Annotated in this window: 19 protein-coding genes; 13 read left to right on the forward strand and 6 right to left on the reverse strand. The window is 66.7% G+C overall.

All coding sequences use genetic code 11. The features are described 5' to 3' along the window. Window positions 1-98: 98 nt before the first annotated feature. Window positions 99-299 carry a hypothetical protein gene (locus C0J29_RS09925; RefSeq protein ID WP_120792208.1) on the reverse strand — a complete coding sequence of 67 codons (201 nt, stop codon included), beginning with the start codon at window positions 297-299 and terminating at the stop codon, window positions 99-101. A 184-nt stretch (window positions 300-483) separates the two neighbouring features. Between C0J29_RS09925 and C0J29_RS09930 the strand changes: the two genes are divergently transcribed. Beyond that, the gene (locus C0J29_RS09930) at window positions 484-888 is read left to right on the forward strand and encodes an MmpS family transport accessory protein (RefSeq protein ID WP_065047996.1); all 405 of its coding nucleotides are present in this window, start codon (window positions 484-486) and stop codon (window positions 886-888) included. Then, window positions 885-3776 carry an MMPL/RND family transporter gene (locus tag C0J29_RS09935; protein ID WP_120792209.1) on the forward strand — a complete coding sequence of 964 codons (2892 nt, stop codon included), beginning with the start codon at window positions 885-887 and terminating at the stop codon, window positions 3774-3776. Before C0J29_RS09930 ends, C0J29_RS09935 begins: the two co-directional genes overlap by 4 nt. Here C0J29_RS09935 and C0J29_RS09940 read toward each other — a convergent pair. Continuing rightward, a complete protein-coding gene (locus tag C0J29_RS09940; RefSeq protein ID WP_120792210.1) occupies window positions 3773-5620 on the reverse strand; it encodes a bifunctional diguanylate cyclase/phosphodiesterase in 1848 nt (615 codons plus the stop codon). The two genes, C0J29_RS09935 and C0J29_RS09940, sit on opposite strands and share 4 nt — an antisense overlap. Before the next feature lie 211 nt (window positions 5621-5831). Further along, window positions 5832-6488, reverse strand: coding sequence for an ACT domain-containing protein (locus C0J29_RS09945; protein ID WP_120794657.1), 657 nt, complete (start codon window positions 6486-6488; stop codon window positions 5832-5834). A gap of 145 nt (window positions 6489-6633) precedes the next feature. On the opposite strand from C0J29_RS09945, the gene gatC reads away from it, so the two are divergent. From gatC to gatB, 5 genes are all read left to right on the forward strand, one after another. Then, complete coding sequence (gene gatC, locus C0J29_RS09950) at window positions 6634-6933, forward strand: Asp-tRNA(Asn)/Glu-tRNA(Gln) amidotransferase subunit GatC (protein ID WP_120792211.1); 300 nt, start codon at window positions 6634-6636, stop codon at window positions 6931-6933. Then, window positions 6930-8414, forward strand: a complete 1485-nt coding sequence (gene gatA / locus C0J29_RS09955; protein ID WP_120792212.1) for an Asp-tRNA(Asn)/Glu-tRNA(Gln) amidotransferase subunit GatA — start codon at window positions 6930-6932, stop codon at window positions 8412-8414. Before gatC ends, gatA begins: the two co-directional genes overlap by 4 nt. 98 nt (window positions 8415-8512) lie before the next feature. Beyond that, window positions 8513-9544 (forward strand): ATP-dependent 6-phosphofructokinase, encoded by a 1032-nt coding sequence (locus tag C0J29_RS09960; RefSeq protein ID WP_065048008.1) that lies wholly within the window; start codon window positions 8513-8515, stop codon window positions 9542-9544. A 275-nt stretch (window positions 9545-9819) separates the two neighbouring features. Next, window positions 9820-10767, forward strand: a complete 948-nt coding sequence (locus C0J29_RS09965) for a MinD/ParA family ATP-binding protein (RefSeq protein WP_232004367.1) — start codon at window positions 9820-9822, stop codon at window positions 10765-10767. Window positions 10768-10924: 157 nt separating this feature from the next. Further along, complete coding sequence (gene gatB / locus C0J29_RS09970) at window positions 10925-12433, forward strand: Asp-tRNA(Asn)/Glu-tRNA(Gln) amidotransferase subunit GatB (RefSeq protein ID WP_120792214.1); 1509 nt, start codon at window positions 10925-10927, stop codon at window positions 12431-12433. On the opposite strand, the gene C0J29_RS09975 is transcribed toward gatB, so the two are convergent. Then, window positions 12424-12921 carry an MgtC/SapB family protein gene (locus C0J29_RS09975; protein WP_120792215.1) on the reverse strand — a complete coding sequence of 166 codons (498 nt, stop codon included), beginning with the start codon at window positions 12919-12921 and terminating at the stop codon, window positions 12424-12426. The two genes, gatB and C0J29_RS09975, sit on opposite strands and share 10 nt — an antisense overlap. A 165-nt stretch (window positions 12922-13086) precedes the next feature. Here C0J29_RS09975 and C0J29_RS09980 point away from each other — a divergent pair, with 165 nt between their 5' ends. Continuing rightward, window positions 13087-13647, forward strand: a complete 561-nt coding sequence (locus tag C0J29_RS09980; protein WP_370530856.1) for a flavin reductase family protein — start codon at window positions 13087-13089, stop codon at window positions 13645-13647. Between the two features lie 136 nt (window positions 13648-13783). On the opposite strand, the gene C0J29_RS09985 is transcribed toward C0J29_RS09980, so the two are convergent. Then, window positions 13784-14905 carry a PQQ-dependent sugar dehydrogenase gene (locus C0J29_RS09985; protein WP_120792216.1) on the reverse strand — a complete coding sequence of 374 codons (1122 nt, stop codon included), beginning with the start codon at window positions 14903-14905 and terminating at the stop codon, window positions 13784-13786. Between the two features lie 123 nt (window positions 14906-15028). On the opposite strand from C0J29_RS09985, the gene C0J29_RS32780 reads away from it, so the two are divergent. Next, the gene (locus C0J29_RS32780) at window positions 15029-15292 is read left to right on the forward strand and encodes a hypothetical protein (protein WP_162951432.1); all 264 of its coding nucleotides are present in this window, start codon (window positions 15029-15031) and stop codon (window positions 15290-15292) included. A gap of 135 nt (window positions 15293-15427) precedes the next feature. Beyond that, window positions 15428-16270 (forward strand): DoxX family protein, encoded by an 843-nt coding sequence (locus C0J29_RS09995; protein WP_120792217.1) that lies wholly within the window; start codon window positions 15428-15430, stop codon window positions 16268-16270. A gap of 76 nt (window positions 16271-16346) precedes the next feature. On the opposite strand, the gene C0J29_RS10000 is transcribed toward C0J29_RS09995, so the two are convergent. Then, a complete protein-coding gene (locus C0J29_RS10000; RefSeq protein WP_197748197.1) occupies window positions 16347-16724 on the reverse strand; it encodes a PH domain-containing protein in 378 nt (125 codons plus the stop codon). Between the two features lie 309 nt (window positions 16725-17033). On the opposite strand from C0J29_RS10000, the gene C0J29_RS10005 reads away from it, so the two are divergent. Genes C0J29_RS10005 through ilvC form a run of 3 tightly spaced genes read left to right on the forward strand, consistent with a single transcriptional unit; the run spans window position 17034 to window position 20539 of the window. Continuing rightward, window positions 17034-18914 (forward strand): acetolactate synthase large subunit, encoded by a 1881-nt coding sequence (locus C0J29_RS10005; protein ID WP_120792218.1) that lies wholly within the window; start codon window positions 17034-17036, stop codon window positions 18912-18914. Window positions 18915-18964: 50 nt separating this feature from the next. Further along, entirely contained in the window at window positions 18965-19480 is a 516-nt protein-coding gene (ilvN, locus tag C0J29_RS10010) for an acetolactate synthase small subunit (protein WP_065048024.1), read from the forward strand. A 57-nt stretch (window positions 19481-19537) separates the two neighbouring features. Beyond that, complete coding sequence (gene ilvC / locus C0J29_RS10015) at window positions 19538-20539, forward strand: ketol-acid reductoisomerase (protein ID WP_065048084.1); 1002 nt, start codon at window positions 19538-19540, stop codon at window positions 20537-20539. Window positions 20540-20697: the final 158 nt, after the last annotated feature.

Below are 20697 nucleotides of genomic sequence, written 5' to 3' on the forward strand. Positions count from 1 at the left end.
CCCGATCGCAGTCGTGGCCAGGGGTCGGCTGAAGGCCAGGCCGCCGTCGCCGACCGGAGTCTCAAGAAAATCTCCCACCGTTGCGTCTGGCGGTCGCGTCAGATGAACGCCACCTGAAACAAGATGACCAAGATGACCGCCAAAGCCGGTCCAGAATACAGGGCCACACCAACAGAAGGCCCGCCGCGAACACACACGCGCCACGTTCCGAAGTGACGAGTGTCCGCGCGCCCGTCGCCGAGCGCGCCCGCCTTAGGATGTGTCATGGCCAAGATCTCGATAACCCAGATGCCCAGCATGACCGCGGGCTCCTTGACCTAACTACCGAGCCCCAAAGTGCACGCTCGCGTCTCTTGTGCAGTACGGTCCAGTACCGTACTGTCATAACCACGACGGTCGCGCCGGCGGCCCGGTAACGCCCGAATATCGAAAGGTCAACGGGTGCAGGGGAATTCGCGGACATCGGTGTTGAAGAGGGGATGGATGGCGCTGGTCGCGGTCGTTGTCCTGGTAGCCGCCGGATTCGCCATCTACCGCCTGCACGGCATGTTCGACGCCGGCAAGGGAGCGTCGGCCGGCCACGGCGTCTCCAATGAGATCGTCCCGTTCAATCCCAAGCACGTCGTCCTCGAGGTTTTCGGCGCCCCCGGTGCGACGGCCACCATCAACTACCTCGACGTCAACGCCCAGCCGCAGCAGGTGGTCGACGCCGCCCTGCCGTGGTCGTTCACCATTACCACCACCGAGCCTGCGGTCCTGGGAAACGTTGTGGCACAGGGCAACGGTGCCACCATCGGGTGCCGCATCACCGTCAACGGCGACGTCAAGGACGAACGCACCATCAACACGCCCTACGCCTATACCTTCTGTTTGGACAAGTCCGGATGAGCAACGAGCAGCTGCCGCGAATCCCGCACCTCATCCGCCGGCTCTCGGTGCCTATCCTGCTGTTCTGGGTGGTGCTGGCGGGGGTCTCCAACGCGCTGGTGCCGCAACTGGAAGAGGTCGGCAAGACCCACAACGTCGCGCTGATCATGGCCGACGCGCCGTCGCTGCAGGCGACCAAACGCATCGGTCAGAAGTTTCACGAGTTCGACACCGACAGCACCGCCATGGTCGTCCTGGAAGGCGAACAGCCGCTGGGCGCCGACGCCCACCGCTATTACGACACCCTGGTCCGCAAGCTCGAAGCCGACCGCAAGCACGTCGAGCACGTGCAGGACTTCTGGGGCGACACGCTGACCGCCGCAGGGTCGCAGAGCACCGACGGCAAGGCCGCCTACGTGCAGCTCAACCTCGCCGGCAACCAAGGGTCGGCGCTGGCCAACGAATCCGTCGGCGCGGTAAGGGAAATCATCGAACACTTCCCGCCCCCGGCAGGTGTCAAGGCCTACGTGACCGGCGCGGCGCCGCTGATCTCGGATCAGTTCGACGTCGGTAGTAAGGGGACCGCGAAGGTCACCGGCATCACCGTCGGGGTGATCGCGCTGATGTTGCTCTTCGTCTACCGCTCCTTCCTGACCATGCTGCTGGTCCTGGTGACGGTCCTGATCGAGATGGCTGCCGCCCGCGGCATCGTCGCCTTCCTCGGCAATGCCGGCATCATCGGGCTGTCGACCTACGCGACCAATCTGCTCACTCTGCTGGTGATCGCCGCCGGGACCGACTACGCGATCTTCGTCGTCGGCCGCTACCAGGAGGCACGCAGCGCGGGTGAGGACCGAGATACGGCGTACTACACGATGTTTCGCGGCACCGCCCATATCGTCCTGGGTTCGGGCCTGACCGTCGCCGGAGCGGTGGCCTGTCTGAGCTTCACCCGGCTGCCGTACTTCCAGAGCCTGGGCATACCCGCCGCACTGGGCATCCTCGTCGCGCTGGTGGCCGCGCTCACCCTGGCGCCGGCCGTGCTGACCCTGGGTGCACTGGTCGGCATCTTCGAACCCAAACGCGCGATGCGGACCCGTGGCTGGCGACGCATCGGAACGGCCATCGTGCGCTGGCCGGGTCCGGTGTTGACCGTGGCGTGCGCCCTGGCCTTCATCGGCCTGCTCACCCTGCCCGGATACCAGACGAGCTACGACACGCGCCCCTACATGCCGGACAGCGCGCCGGCCAACGTCGGATACGCGGCCGCCGAGCGGCATTTCTCCCGGGCGCGCCTGGAGCCCGAATTGCTGATGCTCGAAACCGATCACGACATGCGCAACCCGGCCGACATGCTGATTCTGGACCGGGTGGCCAAAGCGGTCTTCCACCTGCCCGGCATCGCACAGGTGCAGACCATCACCCGACCGCTGGGCACGCCGCTCAACCACACCTCACTCGCGTTTCAGATCAGCGCCCAGAGCGCCAACCAGACCGAAAACCTGCGGTATCAACGGGACCGCGCGGACGACCTGCTGCGACAGGCCGGTGAGCTGTCGAAGGGAATCGACATCCTGCACCAGCAGTACACCCTGCAGCAGGAACTCGCGACGACCACCCACAGCGAGGCCCAGAGCTTCCGGGACACCGTCGCCATCATGAACGACCTGCGCGACAAGATCGCCAATTTCGACGACTTCTTCCGGCCCATCCGGAGTTATTTCTATTGGGAGAAGCACTGTTTCGATATCCCGGCCTGCTATGCGATCAGGTCGGTGCTCGACGCCCTGGACGGGATCGATCAACTCACGTCACGGTTCCAGGACCTCACGGCCACACTCGAGAAACTCGATGCGCTGCAGCCGAAACTGGTGGCCCTGATACCACAGCAGATCGCCAGCCAGGAAACCAATCACGACCTGACGATGGCGAATTACGCCACCCTGTCCGGCATTTACGCGCAGACCGCCGCGGCCATCGAGAACTCGACGGCCCTTGGGCGCGCCTTCGACACCGCCAAAAACGACGACACCTTCTACCTGCCACCGGAAGTCTTCAACAATCCCGACTTCAAGCGTGGGCTCAAGTTGTTCCTGTCGCCCGACGGCAAGGCGGCCCGGATGATCATCACCCACGAAGGCGATCCCGCCACCCCCGAGGGCATTTCGCATATCGAGCCGATCAGGAAGGCCGCGCACGAAGCGGTGAAGGGCACGCCGATGGCCGAGGCGAAGTTTTATCTCGGCGGCACCGCCGCCACCTATGAGGACATCCAGGACGGCGCCAAGTACGACCTGATGATCGCCGGGATCGCGGCACTGAGCCTGATTCTGTTGATCATGATGATGCTGACCCGCAGTCTGGTCGCCGCGCTGGTGATCGTCGGCACGGTGGCGCTCTCGTTGGGCGCGTCCTTCGGGCTGTCAGTGCTGGTGTGGCAGTACATGTTCGGGATCAAGTTGTACTGGGTGGTGCTCGCGCTGGCGGTGATCCTGCTGCTGGCCGTCGGTTCGGATTACAACCTGTTGTTGATTTCCCGGTTCCGGGAAGAGATCGGCGCCGGTCTCAATACCGGAATCATCCGGGCGATGGCCGGATCCGGTTCCGTCGTCACCTCGGCGGGGTTGGTGTTCGCGGTGACCATGTGCGCGTTCCTGTTCAGCGGCTTCCAAGTGCTCGGTCAGATCGGGACGACCATCGGGCTGGGCCTGTTGTTCGACACCCTGATCGTGCGGTCGTTCATGACGCCGTCGATTGCGGCGCTGCTGGGGCGCTGGTTCTGGTGGCCGCAGCGCGTGCGTCCGCGACCGGCCAGCCGGATGTTGCAACCCTATGGCTCCCGTCCGGCGGTCCGGCAGCTACTGCTGTGGGAGGACGACGATCCGGTAGTGAAACCGCAAGCGCGCTAACGTAATCCGGTCTCTATGGTGCCGATGGCGAGCAACTCCCGGATTGCGGCCGCGGACAGCGGCCGGCAGAACAGGAAACCCTGAGCCCGCACACAGCCCTCCTTCAGCAGCGTCCGGGCCGCCCCCTCGCTCTCCACGCCCTCGGCAACCACATTCAGATCCAGCGCTTCGGCAAGCCCCATCACCGCCCGGACGATGGCCAGATCGTCGGCGCTGACGTCGAGATCCCGGACGAACCCACGGTCAATCTTCAGGGTGCTCACCGGCAGCGTCCGCAGCAGTCCCATGCCACTGAACCCGGTGCCGAAGTCGTCGATGGCGATGTCGATCCCGAGGTCGGTGAGGGCGCTCAGGGTGGCGCGGGTGCTCGCCACATCTCTGATGAGCATGCTTTCGGTGATCTCCAGCCCGAGCGCCATACCGCTGAGGCCGAACTTGCCGACCGTTCGGCTCACGACGTTCACCAGGTCCTGGGCCACCAACTGGGCCGGGGAAACGTTGACGCGCAACATGATGTCGAGGCCGACGCCCTGGGACCGCCACTGCGACAGGTCGGCGCAGGCCGCGTTGAGCACCCACTTGCCCAATTCGCCGGCCAGATTCAGCGATTCGGCGATCGGGATGAACACTTCGGGCAGCAAGAGCCCCAGGGTCGGGTGTTGCCAGCGGGCCAGCGCCTCGACCGCGAGGATCTTGCCGGTCAGCATGTCGATCTCCGGCAGGTAGAGAACGGTCAGCGCATCGGTCTCGATCGCGCCCGGTAGGTGCAACTCGATGTCGGCGCGAATCTTGCGGCGGTTGACCACGTCGGTGGAGATGACGCCGATGCGTTGTGCGCCAGTGCCTTTGGTGCACTGCAGTGCATCATCGGCGTGCCGGAGCAGGTCCAGGCTGGTGTCCTTTCCGGGGGTGCCGGTCGCCACGCCGACGCTCACCGTGCGGTTGACGATTTCACCTCCGATGACAACGTGATCGGTCAGCCGAGAGCTGAGCCGCTCGGCCAGGCGCCTCGCCTCGGCGAGGTCGGTCGCCGCCGCCGGCACGACGACGAATTCGTCGCCGCCGATCCGGGCGATGAGGCCCTGTCCTTTGATCGCTGCGCTGGTTTCGGTTGCGAAGTCGCGAATGAACGCATCGCCGGCCTCGTGTCCGAGATAGTCGTTGATCGCCTTGAGGCGGTCGAGGTTGAAGACCAGCACCGTCACCGGCCCGGCCCGGCCCGCGGTCAGGCGCTCGTCGAGGTGGGATACCAGGGCGCGCCGGTTCGGCAGGGCGGTCAGGTCGTCGTGGCTGGCCTGGTAGCTCAACTGGTCCTCGATGCTGATCCGGGCCTGTACCTGGGCCAACATGGTGGCCACCACGGTCAGCGCGTTGATCTCGTCCTCGTTCCAGCTGCGGTCGCCGTATTTGACGAAACCCAGCGTTCCGGTGGTGACATTGCCGGACAGCAGGGGGATTGAGGCCAACGAGATGGCCGGGATGCCGCTCGCTTCGGAGATGGTCTGCTGGTATTTCTCGTCCTGGGATTCCGGACGCAGGATGACCGGTTCCTTGGCGTGCTCGGCGAGTGCGAACACGGGGTCGGCCTCGGCGAAATAGATGGTGTGCAACGGGTCGGGGTCCGGAACGTCCGGCCGCGGCGGCCATTCGGCCACCAGCACGGTGGCGCGGATGTTGTGGTCGTTGTGCCGCAGAAAGCTGACGTCGACGTCGAGGTATCGAACCAGCTCAGCGAGAACCTCCGTGCTATTCGCCACGGCGGTGCTGCTGGTGGCGCCCAAAAGCTTGGTGGCCACCGTCGTGATGATGGCATGCAAGCTGGTCGCGGGGGTCTGACTGTGCATGAGGCGAGTCTCGAGCTGGTTTGCTGAAAGCGGTTCCATGCGAACCCTAACAGCACGTTCATACAGGCCGGTGACATTTCGCATATCTGCCCGGTGATTCGCTGTGTGGCCAGGTTGCGCTTTGCGGATAGGCTCCGCCGTCGGGAACCAGGTGCTGAAGTGTGTTGCGCAACAGCGCAATCAGGCCCGGGCGCGCGGGCTTTCCCGAGGTTCAGCGCAGCATGGTCGCCACGATGCCCGCCAGGTAGCCGAGGCGGGCGACTTCCGATGGGCGGAACTCCGGGCCCGGCCGGCCGAGCACGACCGCGGTGTGTTTGTCGCCCAGCGGGGCCGCGACCATGGTGGTGTCCATATCGCGCCAGGCCTGCGGCACCCATTCGGCGCTGCCGTCGAGCGTCAGCGCGTGTTCGATCGGCAACCAGGGTGCCGAATCGGCCCGCGTTTCCGGTGCGCCGGTGCTGCCGGCCAGCCGCTGCACCCTGCCCTGCGTATCGCGCAGCACCGTGCACCAGCCCACCCGCAGGATCCGGGGTGCCTGGTCCGCCAGGACCTGCAGTTTGGACGCGTTGTCGCGGGCGGCGGAGACGAGGTCCAGCAGCTCCAGCTCGCGGTGCGCCTCGAGCAGGCCGGTGTGCGGGCGCACGCTGTCCACGCGGACTCCGGGCAGCGATTCGGCGGCGGTGATCAGCGTGTCCGGCATCGCTCCCGGGGGGAGTTCGATCACCAGGTCGTCGATTGCGTATCCGGCGGCGCGTTCCACCACGTCCAACGACAAGATGTCGGCCCCCACTGAACCGAGCGCAACGGCGAGCGACCCCAGACTGCCTGGTCGGTCGACCAACTCGATGCGCAACAGATACGAAGGCACGGCCAACACTGTTGCACAGCGAGGCGCGGGCGGCATTTCGGCCGGTGCGCTGGACGGCCTTGGCGCGCGAGCGTGCAGCCGGCTGCACGGTGGGCGACGCACGTGAAGCCAGCTTCACAGTCGCGGCACGTTAGGCTTTTCGCTCGTGTCCCAGATCTCCCGCGACGAGGTGGCCCACCTGGCCCGGCTGGCCCGGCTGGCATTGACCGAGACCGAGCTGGACAGTTTCGTCGGCCAGCTCGACGCCATCCTGAGCCACGTCAGCCAGATTCAGGCCGTCGACGTGACCGGTGTCGAAGCCACCGACAACCCCCTCAAGGACGTCAACGTCACCCGTCCGGACGAGACGCAGCCCTGCCTGACTCAGCAGCAGGCGCTGGCCGCGGCGCCGGAGGCGGTCGACGGCCGCTTCGCCGTCCCGCAGATCCTGGGGGAGAGCCAGTGACGGACATCATCCGGCTCGACGCCGCCACCCTGGCCGCCAAGATCGCCGCCAAAGAGCTGTCGTCGGTCGAAGTCACCCAGGCCTGCCTGGACCAGATCGAGGCGACCGACGACCGTTACGGCGCGTTTCTGCACGTGGCTGCCGACCAGGCGCTGGCGGCCGCGTCCGTCGTCGACCGCGCGGTGGCCGCCGGGGAACGGCTCCCGTCGGCGCTGGCCGGCGTGCCGCTGGCGCTCAAAGACGTGTTCACCACGGCCGACATGCCCACGACCTGCGGTTCCAAGATCCTGGAGGGCTGGCAGTCGCCTTACGACGCCACGCTGACCGTCCGGCTGCGGGCGGCGGGCATCCCGATCCTGGGCAAGACCAACATGGACGAGTTCGCCATGGGCTCGTCGACGGAGAACTCCGCGTTCGGCCCCACCCGCAATCCCTGGGACGTCGAACGCGTTCCCGGCGGCTCCGGCGGCGGGAGCGCGGCGGCACTGGCGGCGTTCCAGGCGCCCCTGGCCATCGGCTCGGACACCGGGGGCTCGATCCGGCAGCCGGCGGCGCTGACCGCCACCGTCGGCGTCAAACCCACCTATGGCACGGTGTCGCGATACGGGCTGATCGCCTGCGCGTCGTCGCTGGACCAGGGCGGCCCGTGCGCCCGTACCGTCCTGGACACCGCATTGCTGCACGAGGTGATCGCCGGCCACGATCCCCGCGACTCCACCTCGATCGACGCGCAGGTCCCGGACGTCGTCGCGGCGGCCAGAGCGGGTGCGGCCGGCGACCTGACCGGCGTGCGCGTCGGAGTGGTGCGCCAACTGCATACCGGTGAGGGCTACCAGCCGGGGGTGTTGAGCTCGTTCGAAGCGGCCGTCGAGCAGCTCAAGTCGCTGGGCGCGCAGGTCAGCGAGGTCGACTGCCCGCACTTCGACTACTCGCTGCCGGCCTACTACCTGATCCTGCCGTCGGAGGTGTCGAGCAACCTGGCCCGCTTCGATGCGATGCGGTACGGCCTGCGGGTCGGCGACGACGGCACCCACAGTGCCGAAGAGGTCATGGCGATGACCCGGGCCGCGGGCTTCGGGCCGGAGGTCAAGCGACGCATCATGATCGGCACCTACGCCCTGTCGGCCGGGTACTACGACGCCTACTACAACCAGGCGCAGAAGGTGCGGACCCTGATCGCCCGCGACCTCGACGAGGCTTACCAGTCCGTAGACGTGCTGGTGTCACCGGCGACCCCGACCACCGCCTTCCGGTTGGGGGAGAAGGTGGACGACCCGCTGGCCATGTACCTGTTCGACCTGTGCACGCTCCCGCTCAACCTGGCGGGGCACTGCGGCATGTCGGTGCCCTCCGGTTTGTCACCGGACGACGGGCTGCCGGTGGGGCTGCAGATCATGGCGCCCGCACTGGCCGACGACCGGTTGTACCGCGTGGGCGCGGCCTACGAGGCCGCCCGGGGTGCCCTGCCGACCGCTCTCTAGGGGTGTTGAGCAGTCGCAAAATCGCATGAAACCCGAGGTTTCTATGCGATTTTGCGTCTGCTCGCGCCAGGTAGCGGGCCGCAGGGCAAGATGAGGACATGCGGATCGGAGTTCTCACAGGCGGTGGTGACTGTCCCGGCCTCAACGCCGTCATCCGGGCGGTAGTGCGCACCTGCGATGCCCGCTACGGCTCGTCGGTGGTCGGATTCCAGGACGGCTGGCGCGGGCTGCTGGAGAACCGGCGCATGCAACTGCGCAACGACGATCGCAACGACCGACTGCTGGCCAAGGGCGGAACGATGCTGGGGACGGCCCGCGTGAACCCCGCCAAGCTGCGGGCCGGGCTCGATCAGGTCAAGCAGACCCTCGACGACAACGGCATCGACGTCCTCATCCCGATCGGCGGCGAAGGCACCCTGACGGCCGCGCACTGGCTCTCGGAGGAGAACGTGCCGGTAGTGGGGGTGCCGAAGACCATCGACAACGACATCGACTGCACCGATGTGACTTTCGGTCACGACACCGCGCTGACGGTGGCCACCGACGCCATCGACCGGCTGCACAGCACCGCCGAATCACACCAGCGGGTGATGCTGGTCGAGGTCATGGGCCGCCATGCCGGGTGGATCGCGCTCAACGCCGGACTGGCCTCCGGTGCGCACATGACGCTGATCCCGGAGCAGCCCTTCGACGTCGAGGAAGTGTGCCGGCTGGTCAAACAGCGCTTCCAGCGCGGCGACTCGCACTTCATCTGCGTGGTCGCCGAAGGGGCCAAGCCGGTAGCGGGCTCGATCGCGCTGCGCGAAGGCGGCCTCGACGAGTTCGGCCACGAGAAGTTCACCGGTGTGGCCGCCCAGCTCGGGGCCGAGGTGGAAAAGCGCATCAACAAGGACGTCCGGGTGACGGTGCTGGGCCACGTGCAGCGCGGCGGCTCGCCGACGGCCTACGACCGGGTGCTGGCCACCCGTTTCGGCGTCAACGCGGCAGACGCGGCGCACGCAGGCGAGTACGGGCAGATGGTGTCGCTGCGGGGGCAGGACATCGGGCGGGTGCCGCTGGCCGACGCCGTTCGCCAACTCAAGCTGGTGCCCGAGAGCCGCTACGACGACGCTGCCGCATTCTTCGGCTGAGGTTGTTGGCTCAGCGGTAGTCCAGCCTTCACTTTTTGGCAGGTTTTTCGTTTCTAAGAATCGGTTATACGTCAAATATGAACAACCGCGGTCCGTATCGCGGAGTCCTTGAGCGGCGCGTTTCACCGGCCCGGATCCAGGGTGGTCCGGATCGAGCCTGGCGGGTGAACACCGATAGCGGGGCCATCACGGTGCCCCAGCCGCTCCGTCCGGACACCCCCGCGTCGCAGCCACCTTCACCGCCGCAGCCTCGACCCAACCGATTCAGATCCCCGGTGACGTCCAACCCCTCGGTCCCGGTCGCCCCACCGGTGCGCCGCGAGCGCGTCCCGGGCGGTACCGCGCTTGATGCGATCGAGCCCGAGGCTCCCGAGCAACGCAGCTGGCGGGAACTGATTCGGCGATATGTGGGCGTCGACCTGGGGGCGGGCCGCGAGGCCGCCCACGAGAACGCGCTGCGCGAGCAGATCCGCACCCCGGTGGGTGGGGCCTTCCCGATCGCGGTTCTCAACCTCAAAGGCGGCGTCGGCAAGACCGCCGTCGTCGAAGCGCTCGGCTCGACCTTCGCCAGCCTGCGCTCCGACCGTGTGATCGCCGTCGACACCGACGCCGGCGACTTGGCGGACCGGCACGGACGGCGGAACAGTTTGAGCATGGCCGACCTGCTGACCGACCCATCGGTGGCACGTTATGCCGACGTGCGGGCGCACACATATATGAACAGCTCCGGGCTGGAGGTGCTCGGACCGCCGGACTACGCCAACAGCCACTGGAGCATCAGCCGCCAGGACTTCGTCAAGGCGTACTCGATACTGCGCAGCCACTATTCGCTGGTGTTGGTGGATTGTCCCAAGACCCTGAAGTCGGGCGTGATGGATGCGGTGCTGCCGGAATCACGCGCACTCGTGGTCGTCACCAGCACGTCGATATGCGCGATGCAGAAGACCTCCACCACGCTGGAGTGGTTGCGGCACAACGGGTATGGCAAGTTGCTTGAGTCGACCGTGCTGGCGCTGAATTACGTCGAGCGGACCAAGCTCAGCGCTTTGGCGGCCAAGGAGCTTGAGCTGTTGTCGGCGCGCGTGGCGGCGACCGTGGTACTGCCGTTCGATAAGCACGTGCATCTGGGCACGGAGATCGGGCTGGATCTGTTGAGTAAGGAAAGCCGGCGCTCTTATCTGGAAATGGCGGCCGCGCTGGCCCGGACGTTCCCCAAGCGCTAGCCGACGTCCTGAGGGGTGGTCCCCGCTGACCACTAGGACGACGATGGTGACCCGCTTCGCCCGGCTCCGCCGCGCTCGCGATCACCACTAGGACGACGATGGTGACCCGCTTCGCCCGGCTCTGCCGCGCTCGCGATCACCATTAGGATCGATGCCTATGACGGTTACTGGGGCTGAGCTGCTCGAATACGACGAGGTCATCGAACGATTTGATCCGGTGCTCGGACTGGAAGTCCATGTCGAGCTGTCCACCGCCACCAAAATGTTCTGCGGCTGCACCAACACGTTCGGCGGCGAGCCCAACACCCAGGTGTGCCCGGTCTGCCTGGGACTGCCGGGTTCGCTCCCGGTGCTCAACCAGGTCGCGGTCGAGTCGGCGATTCGCATCGGTCTGGCCTTGAACTGCGAAATCGTGGACTGGTGCCGGTTCGCCCGGAAGAACTACTTCTACCCGGACATGCCGAAGAACTACCAGATTTCCCAGTACGACGAGCCGATCGCCATCAACGGCTTCCTCGAGGCGCCGCTGGAGGACGGCACCACCTGGCGGGTGGAGATCGAGCGCGCCCACATGGAGGAAGACACCGGCAAGCTCACCCACATCGGCAGCGAAACGGGCCGTATCCACGGCGCGACCACGTCGCTGATCGACTACAACCGGGCCGGCGTACCGCTCATCGAGATCGTCACCAAACCGATCGTCGGTGCCGGCGCGCGGGCCCCCCAGATCGCTCGCGCCTACGTCACCGCGCTGCGAGACCTGTTGCGCGGGCTCGACGTATCCGACGTGCGGATGGATCAGGGGTCGATGCGCTGCGACGCGAACGTATCGCTGATGCCAAAGGACGCCAGCGAATTCGGCACCCGCACCGAGACCAAAAACGTCAACTCGCTCAAGAGCGTCGAGGTCGCGGTCCGTTACGAAATGCAGCGTCAGGCAGCGGTTCTGGTGGCTGGTGGCGAAATCATCCAGGAGACCAGACACTTTCACGAGGCCGGCTACACCAGTCCCGGCCGCGCGAAGGAAACCGCCCAGGACTACCGCTATTTCCCCGAGCCCGACCTCGAACCCGTGGCGCCCAGCCGCGAGCTGGTCGAGCGGCTGCGCCAGACCATCCCCGAGCTGCCGTGGTTGATTCGCAAGAGGATTCAGGACGAATGGGGTTTCTCCGACGAGGTGATGCGAGACCTCGTCAATGCCGGCGCGGTCGAATTGATCGCCGAAACCGTCAAGCACGGAGCGGCCAGCAAGGACGCCCGCTCGTGGTGGGGAAACTTCTTGCTGCAGAAGGCAAATGAGGCGGGTATCAGCCTGGAAGAACTGGCCATCACCCCGGCCCAGGTCGCCGAGGTGATCGCCCTGGTGGACCAGGGCAAGCTGTCCAACAAGCTGGCGCGCGAGGTCGTCGAAGGTGTGCTGGCCGGAGAAGGTGAGCCGGAAGCGGTGATGACGGCGCGCGGCCTGGCGCTGGTGCGCGACGATTCCCTCACCCAGGCCGCGGTGGACGAGGCGCTGGCCGCCAATCCTGATGTGGCAGACAAGATTCGGGGCGGAAAGGTGGCCGCGGCGGGCGCGATCGTCGGCGCGGTGATGAAGGCCACCCGCGGGCAGGCCGACGCCGCGCGGGTGCGCGAGCTGGTCCTGGCGGCCTGCGGTCAGGCCTGACCCTCGCGGCGTCGATAGACGGTGATCGGGCCGATCACCGCCGCCTGCCGGTAATGACGCCGGAACTCGGCGACGGCCGTCGTGGCGGCGTCGACGGACGCGCCGGCGGTGACCCAGTAGTCGGGCTCGGTCGACAGCCAACGGTCGACGTCGTCGCTGTCGTCGAGTAGCCCGAGATAGTCGACGACGCCGGCGCGGCTCATCCGCCCGGCGGGGCCGGCGTCAGGCGCCGCGGCCGCGGGCCTGATACCGGCGGCATCGTTGTCAATCCAGTCGGCGACTTGCGGATAGTGGCTGCGGATGGCGTCCCACTGCGCTATCTGCGGTGGCGAGCGTCGCAGCGCGTCGGGGCCCAGCCGGACGGCGGAAACCAGGCCCGCCGCGGTCACCGCAACCGGGAGTGGAGTCGCCGGACTGTGAGCGGCGTGCGCCCCGGCCATCACCCATAACGTGGATGGACCGCTTCGCCACGATTCGTTGTCCGGCATGCTGCGCACCTTGTTCGAGTATGCCCGTCGCCCGGTTCGCCATGGTGTCGTGATTCGTCATGGGTACGGACCCGGCTGCGGCGCATCATCTGCCCCACGTAGGACTTCGGTAGGAAAAGGGCCGGAAAGAGCCCGCGGCGGCTCCGGCGGACCCATCATAATGAGGTGATCGGTGAACCGTTCGACGACCTGATGTCGATGCTGGACTCTCCGGTGTTCGTGGTAACCACCGCAGCCGACGGTGTTCCGTCGGGTTGCCTGGTCGCCTTCGGCACTCAGACCAGCGTGCAGCCCCCGAGCTTCATGGTCGGTCTGCCTTTCAGCAGCGGCACGCATGAGGTGGGCAGCCGGTCCGAATACCTGGCGGTCCACGTACTGCCGCGTAGCCAGGAGGTGCTGGCCGAGCTGTTCGGCAATTGCCCGGATGACCCGTTCGGGCACTGCTCGTGGCGCGCCGGCCCGCTGGGAATGCCGATCCTCGACGACGCCGCCGCCTGGTTCGTCGGGCGGATCGTGAGCCGAAGCCCCGTCGCCGATCATGTGGCTTACCTGCTGGAGCCGGTCGCGGCGTGGGCGCCGGACAATGCCGACGAACTGCTGTACCTGTCCGACCTCGATGAGGAGTTCGAGCCGGGCCAGGAAGCTCCGCAGCGCCTGTACAGCGGTGAGCGGACCGAGGCGAAGCCCAAGTACGGCATGAGGTTCACGCTCGACGCGCCGTTCTGAGGGGTGCCGAGCCGGGTGCACGCCCCCGCAAGTGGGAGGTACCCCCACCCGCTTGCGAGCAGACGCAAACTCATTCCGGAGCGAACGTTCCGAAGCGGTTTTGTGTCTGCTCGCGTAGTGGCGTCGGCCGCCCCGTCTAGGTCTTGTCGTCGTTGTTGCGCGGGAACCCGCCGCCCTGCGGGAACAACGGGAACACCACGTCGTCAAGCTTCTCGGCGTCGCCCGCGGTCTTGTTCACGGTCGCACCCCAGACGTTGCCGTCCGGCGACATCCGCAGGGCCCAGGCGTGCGCGTGCGTGTCCTTGCGGACCACGTCCGGCTCTCCGGTGACCGCGCCGGTTTTCGGCGCGAGCCGCACCGCCACCGTCAGCTTCGTGTTGATCAGGTTCACCAGGACCGTCCCGTCCATGGCCGCGCACCCGGCGACGCCGGGCTTGTCCGGCCACGTCCACACCGTCGAGACCTCGGACTTCTTGGTGATGCGCTGCAGCCGGTCGGCGCCCGGGGTGCGGTCGGCGATGTACAGCGATCCGTCGACGGGATCGATGCACATGCCTCCGCCCGAGCCGATGCCCGACAACGCCGTCGTCGGGGGCGCCTGGCCCAGGGTGGTGGGTTGCTCGATGCGCAAAACCTTGCCGGCCAACGATTTCGGGTCGGCCGCCAGGGCCGGGTTGCCAGCGTCGCCGGTCAGCACCACGAGGGTGGTGGGGGTGGTGAAGATCAGTGCGCCGGTGTTGCCGGTGGCGCCCTTGGGGATGCCGGTCAGGATGTCTTTGGGGACGTCGCCTTCGGCGATGCGGATGACGCGGTTGTCGGTCGGGGTGCTGACGTAGGCGTACATCAGCCGGTCCTGGGAGAACGTGGGTGACAGCACGATGTCCATCAGGCCGCCGTCGCCGGACGGGTCGACCGGGATGACCATCTTCACCTTCGGTTCGGCGCTGACGGAGATCTCCTTGACGGCGCCGGTGGTGCGTTCGGCGACCAGTGCGGTCTTGCTGTCGACGCCCATGATCAGGCCGCTGGTGCTTTCCAGGCACCCCTGCATCACCCCGGGCGCCGGGCACGCCTTCGGGAAAGGCGTCGGCGGCAAGGGCGGCGGCGGGGGAGGCGTAGAGCTGGGCTGAGGCTTCAATTCCGGATTGGTCGTGAACGGCTGCGACTGGGCGTCGTTGAACCGTGCGCAGCCGCTGGACACCAGCACCGCCGCGCACAGCGCAGCCAGCACGCACCGAACCGACCGCCTTATCCGCATGACCGACAGGCTACGGAATCGGCGGTGAAGGCCGCCACCTGCCGCCGCGTACGTGGCCCGGCGCCCCGATACCGGAACTGCATTACAGCAAATGAACATGGCATTTCCGATAGCATTCGGCCTGTGCTCGATCATTGGCCTTTGATCGGCCGCGATGAGGAGATCGGCGCGATCATGCGCTCGATCGCCGACGCCGCGGTGCCCGGGGTCATCAGTACAGGCCCGGCGACTGCCGGTAGCGGCGGTAACGGCACCGCCGCCGGCGGCGGTGACGGCGGCAACGGCAATCAGAACTATGGCGGCGGCGGTGGCGGCGGTGGCGGCGGGGTCTCCACCGCCGGGGCCGGCCTGCCCGGCGGTGCCGGAGGGTCGAACAGCTACCAGTAGGGATACCGGCTTATCGCCGACGCCGGTCGGTTCTGGGGCTTATCGCGACGTTTCCGCGGTCCAACTGCGGATTTAACCGGCGGAAGCGCCGCTCAAATCCCAGCTTCAGGCAAAATTGCCCTTACCCTGACACGAGTGACCAGTTCGAATGAATCGCATTGGCAGCGGCCGGACAGTCCCGCAGTGCCAACCTCCAGCCGTCCCGCCTCGGCAAGCCTGGTCGACCCCGAAGACGACCTGACCCCGGCCGGATACTCGGGCAACTTCGCCAATACGGGAACCACCACGATCATCCCGCCGTACGAACCACATACCGGGGGTTCGACCTACAACCTGGCCGACGCCCAGGAGCCGCTGCCCTACGTGCAGCCGCAGCCGACCAGCCGGCAGATTCCGGCCGCTCCCGCAGCCATCGACTTCGACGACGAAGACGAGCGGATGCGCGACGCCGGGCGGCGCGGCACCCAGAACTTCGGGCTGCTGGTACTGCGGGTCGGACTCGGCGCGGTGCTGATCGCGCACGGGCTGCAGAAACTGTTCGGCTGGTGGGGCGGGTCCGGCGTCAACGGATTCCGCAATTCGCTGCACGACATCGGCTTCCAGCACGCCGACGTCCTGGCCTACGTCAGCTCCGGTGGCGAGGTCGTCGCGGGTGTGCTGCTGGTGCTGGGCTTGTTCACCCCGATCGCAGCCGCCGGTGCGCTGGCCTTCCTGCTCAACGGCCTGCTCGCATCCGCCTCGGCGCGGCCGCGCACGAACACCTTCACCTATTTCCTGCCGGACGGCCACGAATACCAGATCAGCCTGATCGTCATGGCCGTCGCCGTCATCCTGGCCGGTCCCGGTCGCTACGGTTTCGACGCGGGCCGGGGGTGGGCCCACCGGCCCTTCATCGGGTCGTTCGTGGCGCTGCTGGCCGGCATCGCCGCCGGGATTGCGGTGTGGGTGTTTCTGAATGGTGTGAACCCGCTGGCCTGACGGCCAGCTGGGTCGGATGGCGGTGACCCGCGGTGCCCGGCTTCGCCGCGCTTGCGATCACCGCTGGCCTGACGGGTCAGCGGTACGGGTTGGGCACCCGGCCGGAGCTGGCTTCGGTCAGCTGCGGCAGCGTCGCGAAGGTGACCGCGGGCAACCGCAGCTCTGAACCGTCCTTCAGGTGCGCGCGCGCCCAGTTACCGCGGTGGAATCGCAGTCCGTCGATGTCCTCCCAGGCCACCGTCCGGCTGCTCAGCAGGGTTCGCGCCGTCACACCCCGGTCGTCGGCGACCGTCCGGAATCGGATGATCAACGCGGACAACAATACCGGAATCACCAGAATCGGGGCGCTGAACGGGAAGGCCGTCACCGGAACCAGCAGGCACAGGGTCAAGAATCCGACCGCGATATGCGCCATCGGCGACAGTTTGATGACGACGGGTGACTCGGTAACCACCCTCGCATCATTGCACCGACCGGATTTCCGCGGCCGGCGTGTTGACTCTGCGCTGCGGGTGCGGCACCTGGGCGTGTCGCCACCTTGGACGCAGAGTCAGCGCCCCCAGCGGACCGGATTTGACGGTTGAGCAGTGCGAAGGCTACCGTCGGACGTTATGCAGTCTGGAATGCTCGTAGTAATTAGTCGGCGCGTTGGTGCCTGACTAGCTCTATCGAGCACCAACGCAGCCCTCGTACAGCAGCCCAGCTGGCGGGGGTTTTTTCTTGCCCCGAGACGCCACAGCCGAAAAATACCGAAGAGGAAACCGTGAGCGCACCCACCAAGCCACCGGCTCCGGCCGCGACGCCCGCCAGCCAAGAGGCGGCCGAAATCGCCTCGGACGCCGGGAAGGCAACCGCCAAGCCGGCCACCGGCCAACCGAAACGCATTGCCCCGCACCAACTTACCGGTGCGCAGGCGGTCATCCGGTCGCTGGAGGCACTCGACGTCGACGTCATCTTCGGCATCCCGGGCGGCGCGGTATTGCCGGTGTACGACCCACTGTTCGACTCCCAGCAGCTGCGCCACGTCCTGGTGCGCCACGAGCAGGGCGCGGGTCACGCCGCCAGCGGCTACGCGCACGCCACCGGCCGGGTCGGCGTGTGCATGGCGACGTCGGGTCCCGGTGCCACCAACCTGGTCACCCCGCTCGCCGACGCGCAGATGGACTCCATCCCCGTCGTCGCCATCACCGGTCAGGTCGGCCGGCAGCTGATCGGGACCGACGCCTTCCAGGAAGCCGACATCTCGGGCATCACGATGCCGATCACCAAGCACAACTTCCTGGTGCGCACCGGTGACGAAATCCCCCGCGTGATCGCGGAGGCCTTCCACATCGCGGCATCCGGGCGGCCCGGCGCTGTCCTCGTCGACATCCCGAAAGACGTGCTGCAGGGCCAGTGCACGTTCAGCTGGCCGCCGCGCATGGAACTGCCCGGCTACAAGCCGAACACCAAGCCGCACAGCCGGCAGATCCGCGAGGCCGCCAAGCTGATCGCGGCCGCGAAAAAGCCGGTGCTCTACGTCGGTGGCGGCATCATTCGCGGCGAGGCGACCCAGGAGCTCCTGCAATTGGCCGAACTCACCGGCATCCCGGTGGTCACCACGCTGATGGCGCGCGGTGCTTTCCCGGACAGCCACCGGTTGAACATGGGCATGCCCGGCATGCACGGCACGGTGGGCGCGGTGGCGGCGCTGCAGCGCAGCGACCTGCTGATCGCGCTGGGCACCCGGTTCGACGACCGGGTGACCGGGAAACTCGAATCTTTCGCTCCCGAGGCCAAAGTCATCCACGCCGACATCGACCCCGCCGAGATCGGCAAGAACCGGCACGCCGACGTGCCGATCGTGGGCGACGTCAAGAACGTCATCACCGACCTCATCGAGATGCTGCGGCACTATGACACTCCCGGCAATCTCGACATGACCGACTGGTGGGAGTACTTGGAGGGCGTCCGCAAGACCTACCCGCTGAGCTACGACCCGCAGAGCGACGGCAGCCTGGGACCGGAGTTCGTGATCGAGAAGCTGGGCCAGATCGCCGGCCCGGACGCCATCTACGTCGCGGGCGTCGGCCAGCACCAGATGTGGGCGGCACAGTTCATCAAGTACGAAAAGCCGCGCACCTGGCTGAATTCCGGCGGTTTGGGCACCATGGGCTTCGCCATTCCGGCGGCCATGGGCGCCAAGATCGCGTTGCCGGATACCGAGGTGTGGGCGATCGACGGCGACGGCTGCTTCCAGATGACCAACCAGGAGCTGGCCACCTGCGCCATCGAAGGCATCCCGATCAAGGTTGCGCTGATCAACAACGGCAACCTCGGCATGGTCCGGCAGTGGCAGACCCTCTTCTACGAAGAGCGTTACTCGCAGACTGACCTGGCCACCCACTCGCACCGGATCCCGGATTTCGTCAAGCTGGCCGAGGCGCTGGGTTGTGTCGGAATGCGTTGCGAGCGTGAGGAAGACGTTGAAGAAATGATCAACCGGGCGCGCGAGATCAACGACCGCCCAGTGGTGATCGACTTCATCGTCGGCGCCGACGCGCAGGTGTGGCCGATGGTCGCCGCGGGCACCAGCAACGACGAGATCCAGCACGCACGCGGAATTCGTCCGTTGTTCGACGACATCAGCGAAGGACACGCCTAAATGCGCGCCGGCGACGATGCAGCACGCAGTAATGAGGAGGAGCGGCGCAGATGACAAGCGGATCGCCTAAGACGCACACACTTTCGGTCCTGGTCGAGGACAAGCCGGGTGTGCTCGCCCGCGTGGCGGCGCTGTTCTCGCGGCGCGGATTCAACATCGAGTCCCTGGCCGTCGGCGCCACCGAGCAGAAGGACATGTCGCGGATGACCATCGTGGTCTCCGCCGAGGAGACACCGCTCGAGCAGATCACCAAGCAGCTCAACAAGCTGATCAACGTGATCAAGATCGTCGAGCAGGACGACTCCAACTCGGTGGACCGGGAGCTGTGCCTGATCAAGGTGCGCGCCGACGCCGGCACCCGCAGCCAGGTGATCGAGGCCGTCAATCTGTTCCGCGCCAACGTGATTGACGTGTCGCCGGAGTCGCTGACGGTGGAGGCCACCGGTAACCGCGGCAAGCTGGAGGCGTTGCTGCGGGTGTTGGAGCCGTTCGGTATCCGCGAGATCGTGCAATCGGGTGTGGTGTCGATGGCCCGCGGGCCGCGCGGCATCGGCACCGCCAAATAGTTTTCGCTTTTCGCTGCAAAACAAGAAGGAGTAATACCCGTGCCGCAGGCATTAGAGATGTTCTACGACGACGACGCAGATCTGTCGATCATCCAGGGCCGCAAGGTCGGCGTGATCGGTTACGGCAGCCAGGGCCATGCCCACTCGCTGAGCCTGCGTGACTCCGGCGTCGAAGTCCGGGTGGGACTGAAGGAGGGCTCGAAGTCCCGCGCCAAGGTCGAGGAGCAGGGCCTGACCGTCGACACCCCGGCCGAGGTGGCCAAGTGGGCCGACGTGATCATGCTGCTCGCGCCCGACACGGCGCAGGCCGAGATCTTCACCAACGACATCGAGCCCAACCTGAAGGCCGGTGACGCACTGTTTTTCGGTCACGGCCTCAACATCCACTTCGGTCTTATCAAGCCGCCCGCCGACGTCACCATCGCGATGGTCGCCCCCAAGGGCCCCGGCCACCTGGTGCGCCGTCAGTTCGTCGACGGCAAGGGCGTGCCGGCGCTGATCGCCGTCGAGCAGGACCCGACCGGCAACGGCCAGGCGCTGGCGCTGTCTTACGCCAAGGCGATCGGCGGCACCCGCGCCGGGGTCATCAAGACCACGTTCAAGGACGAGACCGAAACCGACCTGTTCGGTGAGCAGGCCGTGTTGTGCGGTGGCACTGAGGAATTGGTGAAGACCGGCTTCGACGTGATGGTCGAGGCGGGCTACCCGCCGGAGATGGCGTACTTCGAGGTGCTGCACGAGCTCAAGCTGATCGTCGACCTCATGTACGAGGGTGGCATCGCCCGGATGAACTACTCCGTGTCCGACACCGCGGAGTTCGGCGGCTACCTGTCCGGCCCGCGCGTCATCGACGCCGGCACTAAGGAGCGGATGCGGGAGATCCTGCGCGACATCCAGAATGGCGACTTCGTCAAGAAGTTGGTGGCCAACGTCGAGGGTGGCAACAAGCAACTCGAGCAGTTGCGCAAGGAGAACGCCGAGCACCCCATCGAGGTCACCGGTAAGAAGCTGCGCGACCTGATGAGCTGGGTCGACCGTCCGATCACCGAGACGGCCTAGTTCCTAGCGGACGCAAGAGCCCCTGGGAACACGCGTTCCGAGGGGCTTTTGCGTCTCATCGCGCAGCGCTCCCGCCGGCCTCCGTCCAGATTGAACCTACGCACACGTTCCGCGGCGTGTCGTGTGCGTAGGTTCAGTGTCGCGCGGGGCTCAGGCGC

The organism is Mycobacterium paragordonae (assembly GCF_003614435.1).
Taxonomy (GTDB): domain Bacteria; phylum Actinomycetota; class Actinomycetes; order Mycobacteriales; family Mycobacteriaceae; genus Mycobacterium; species Mycobacterium paragordonae.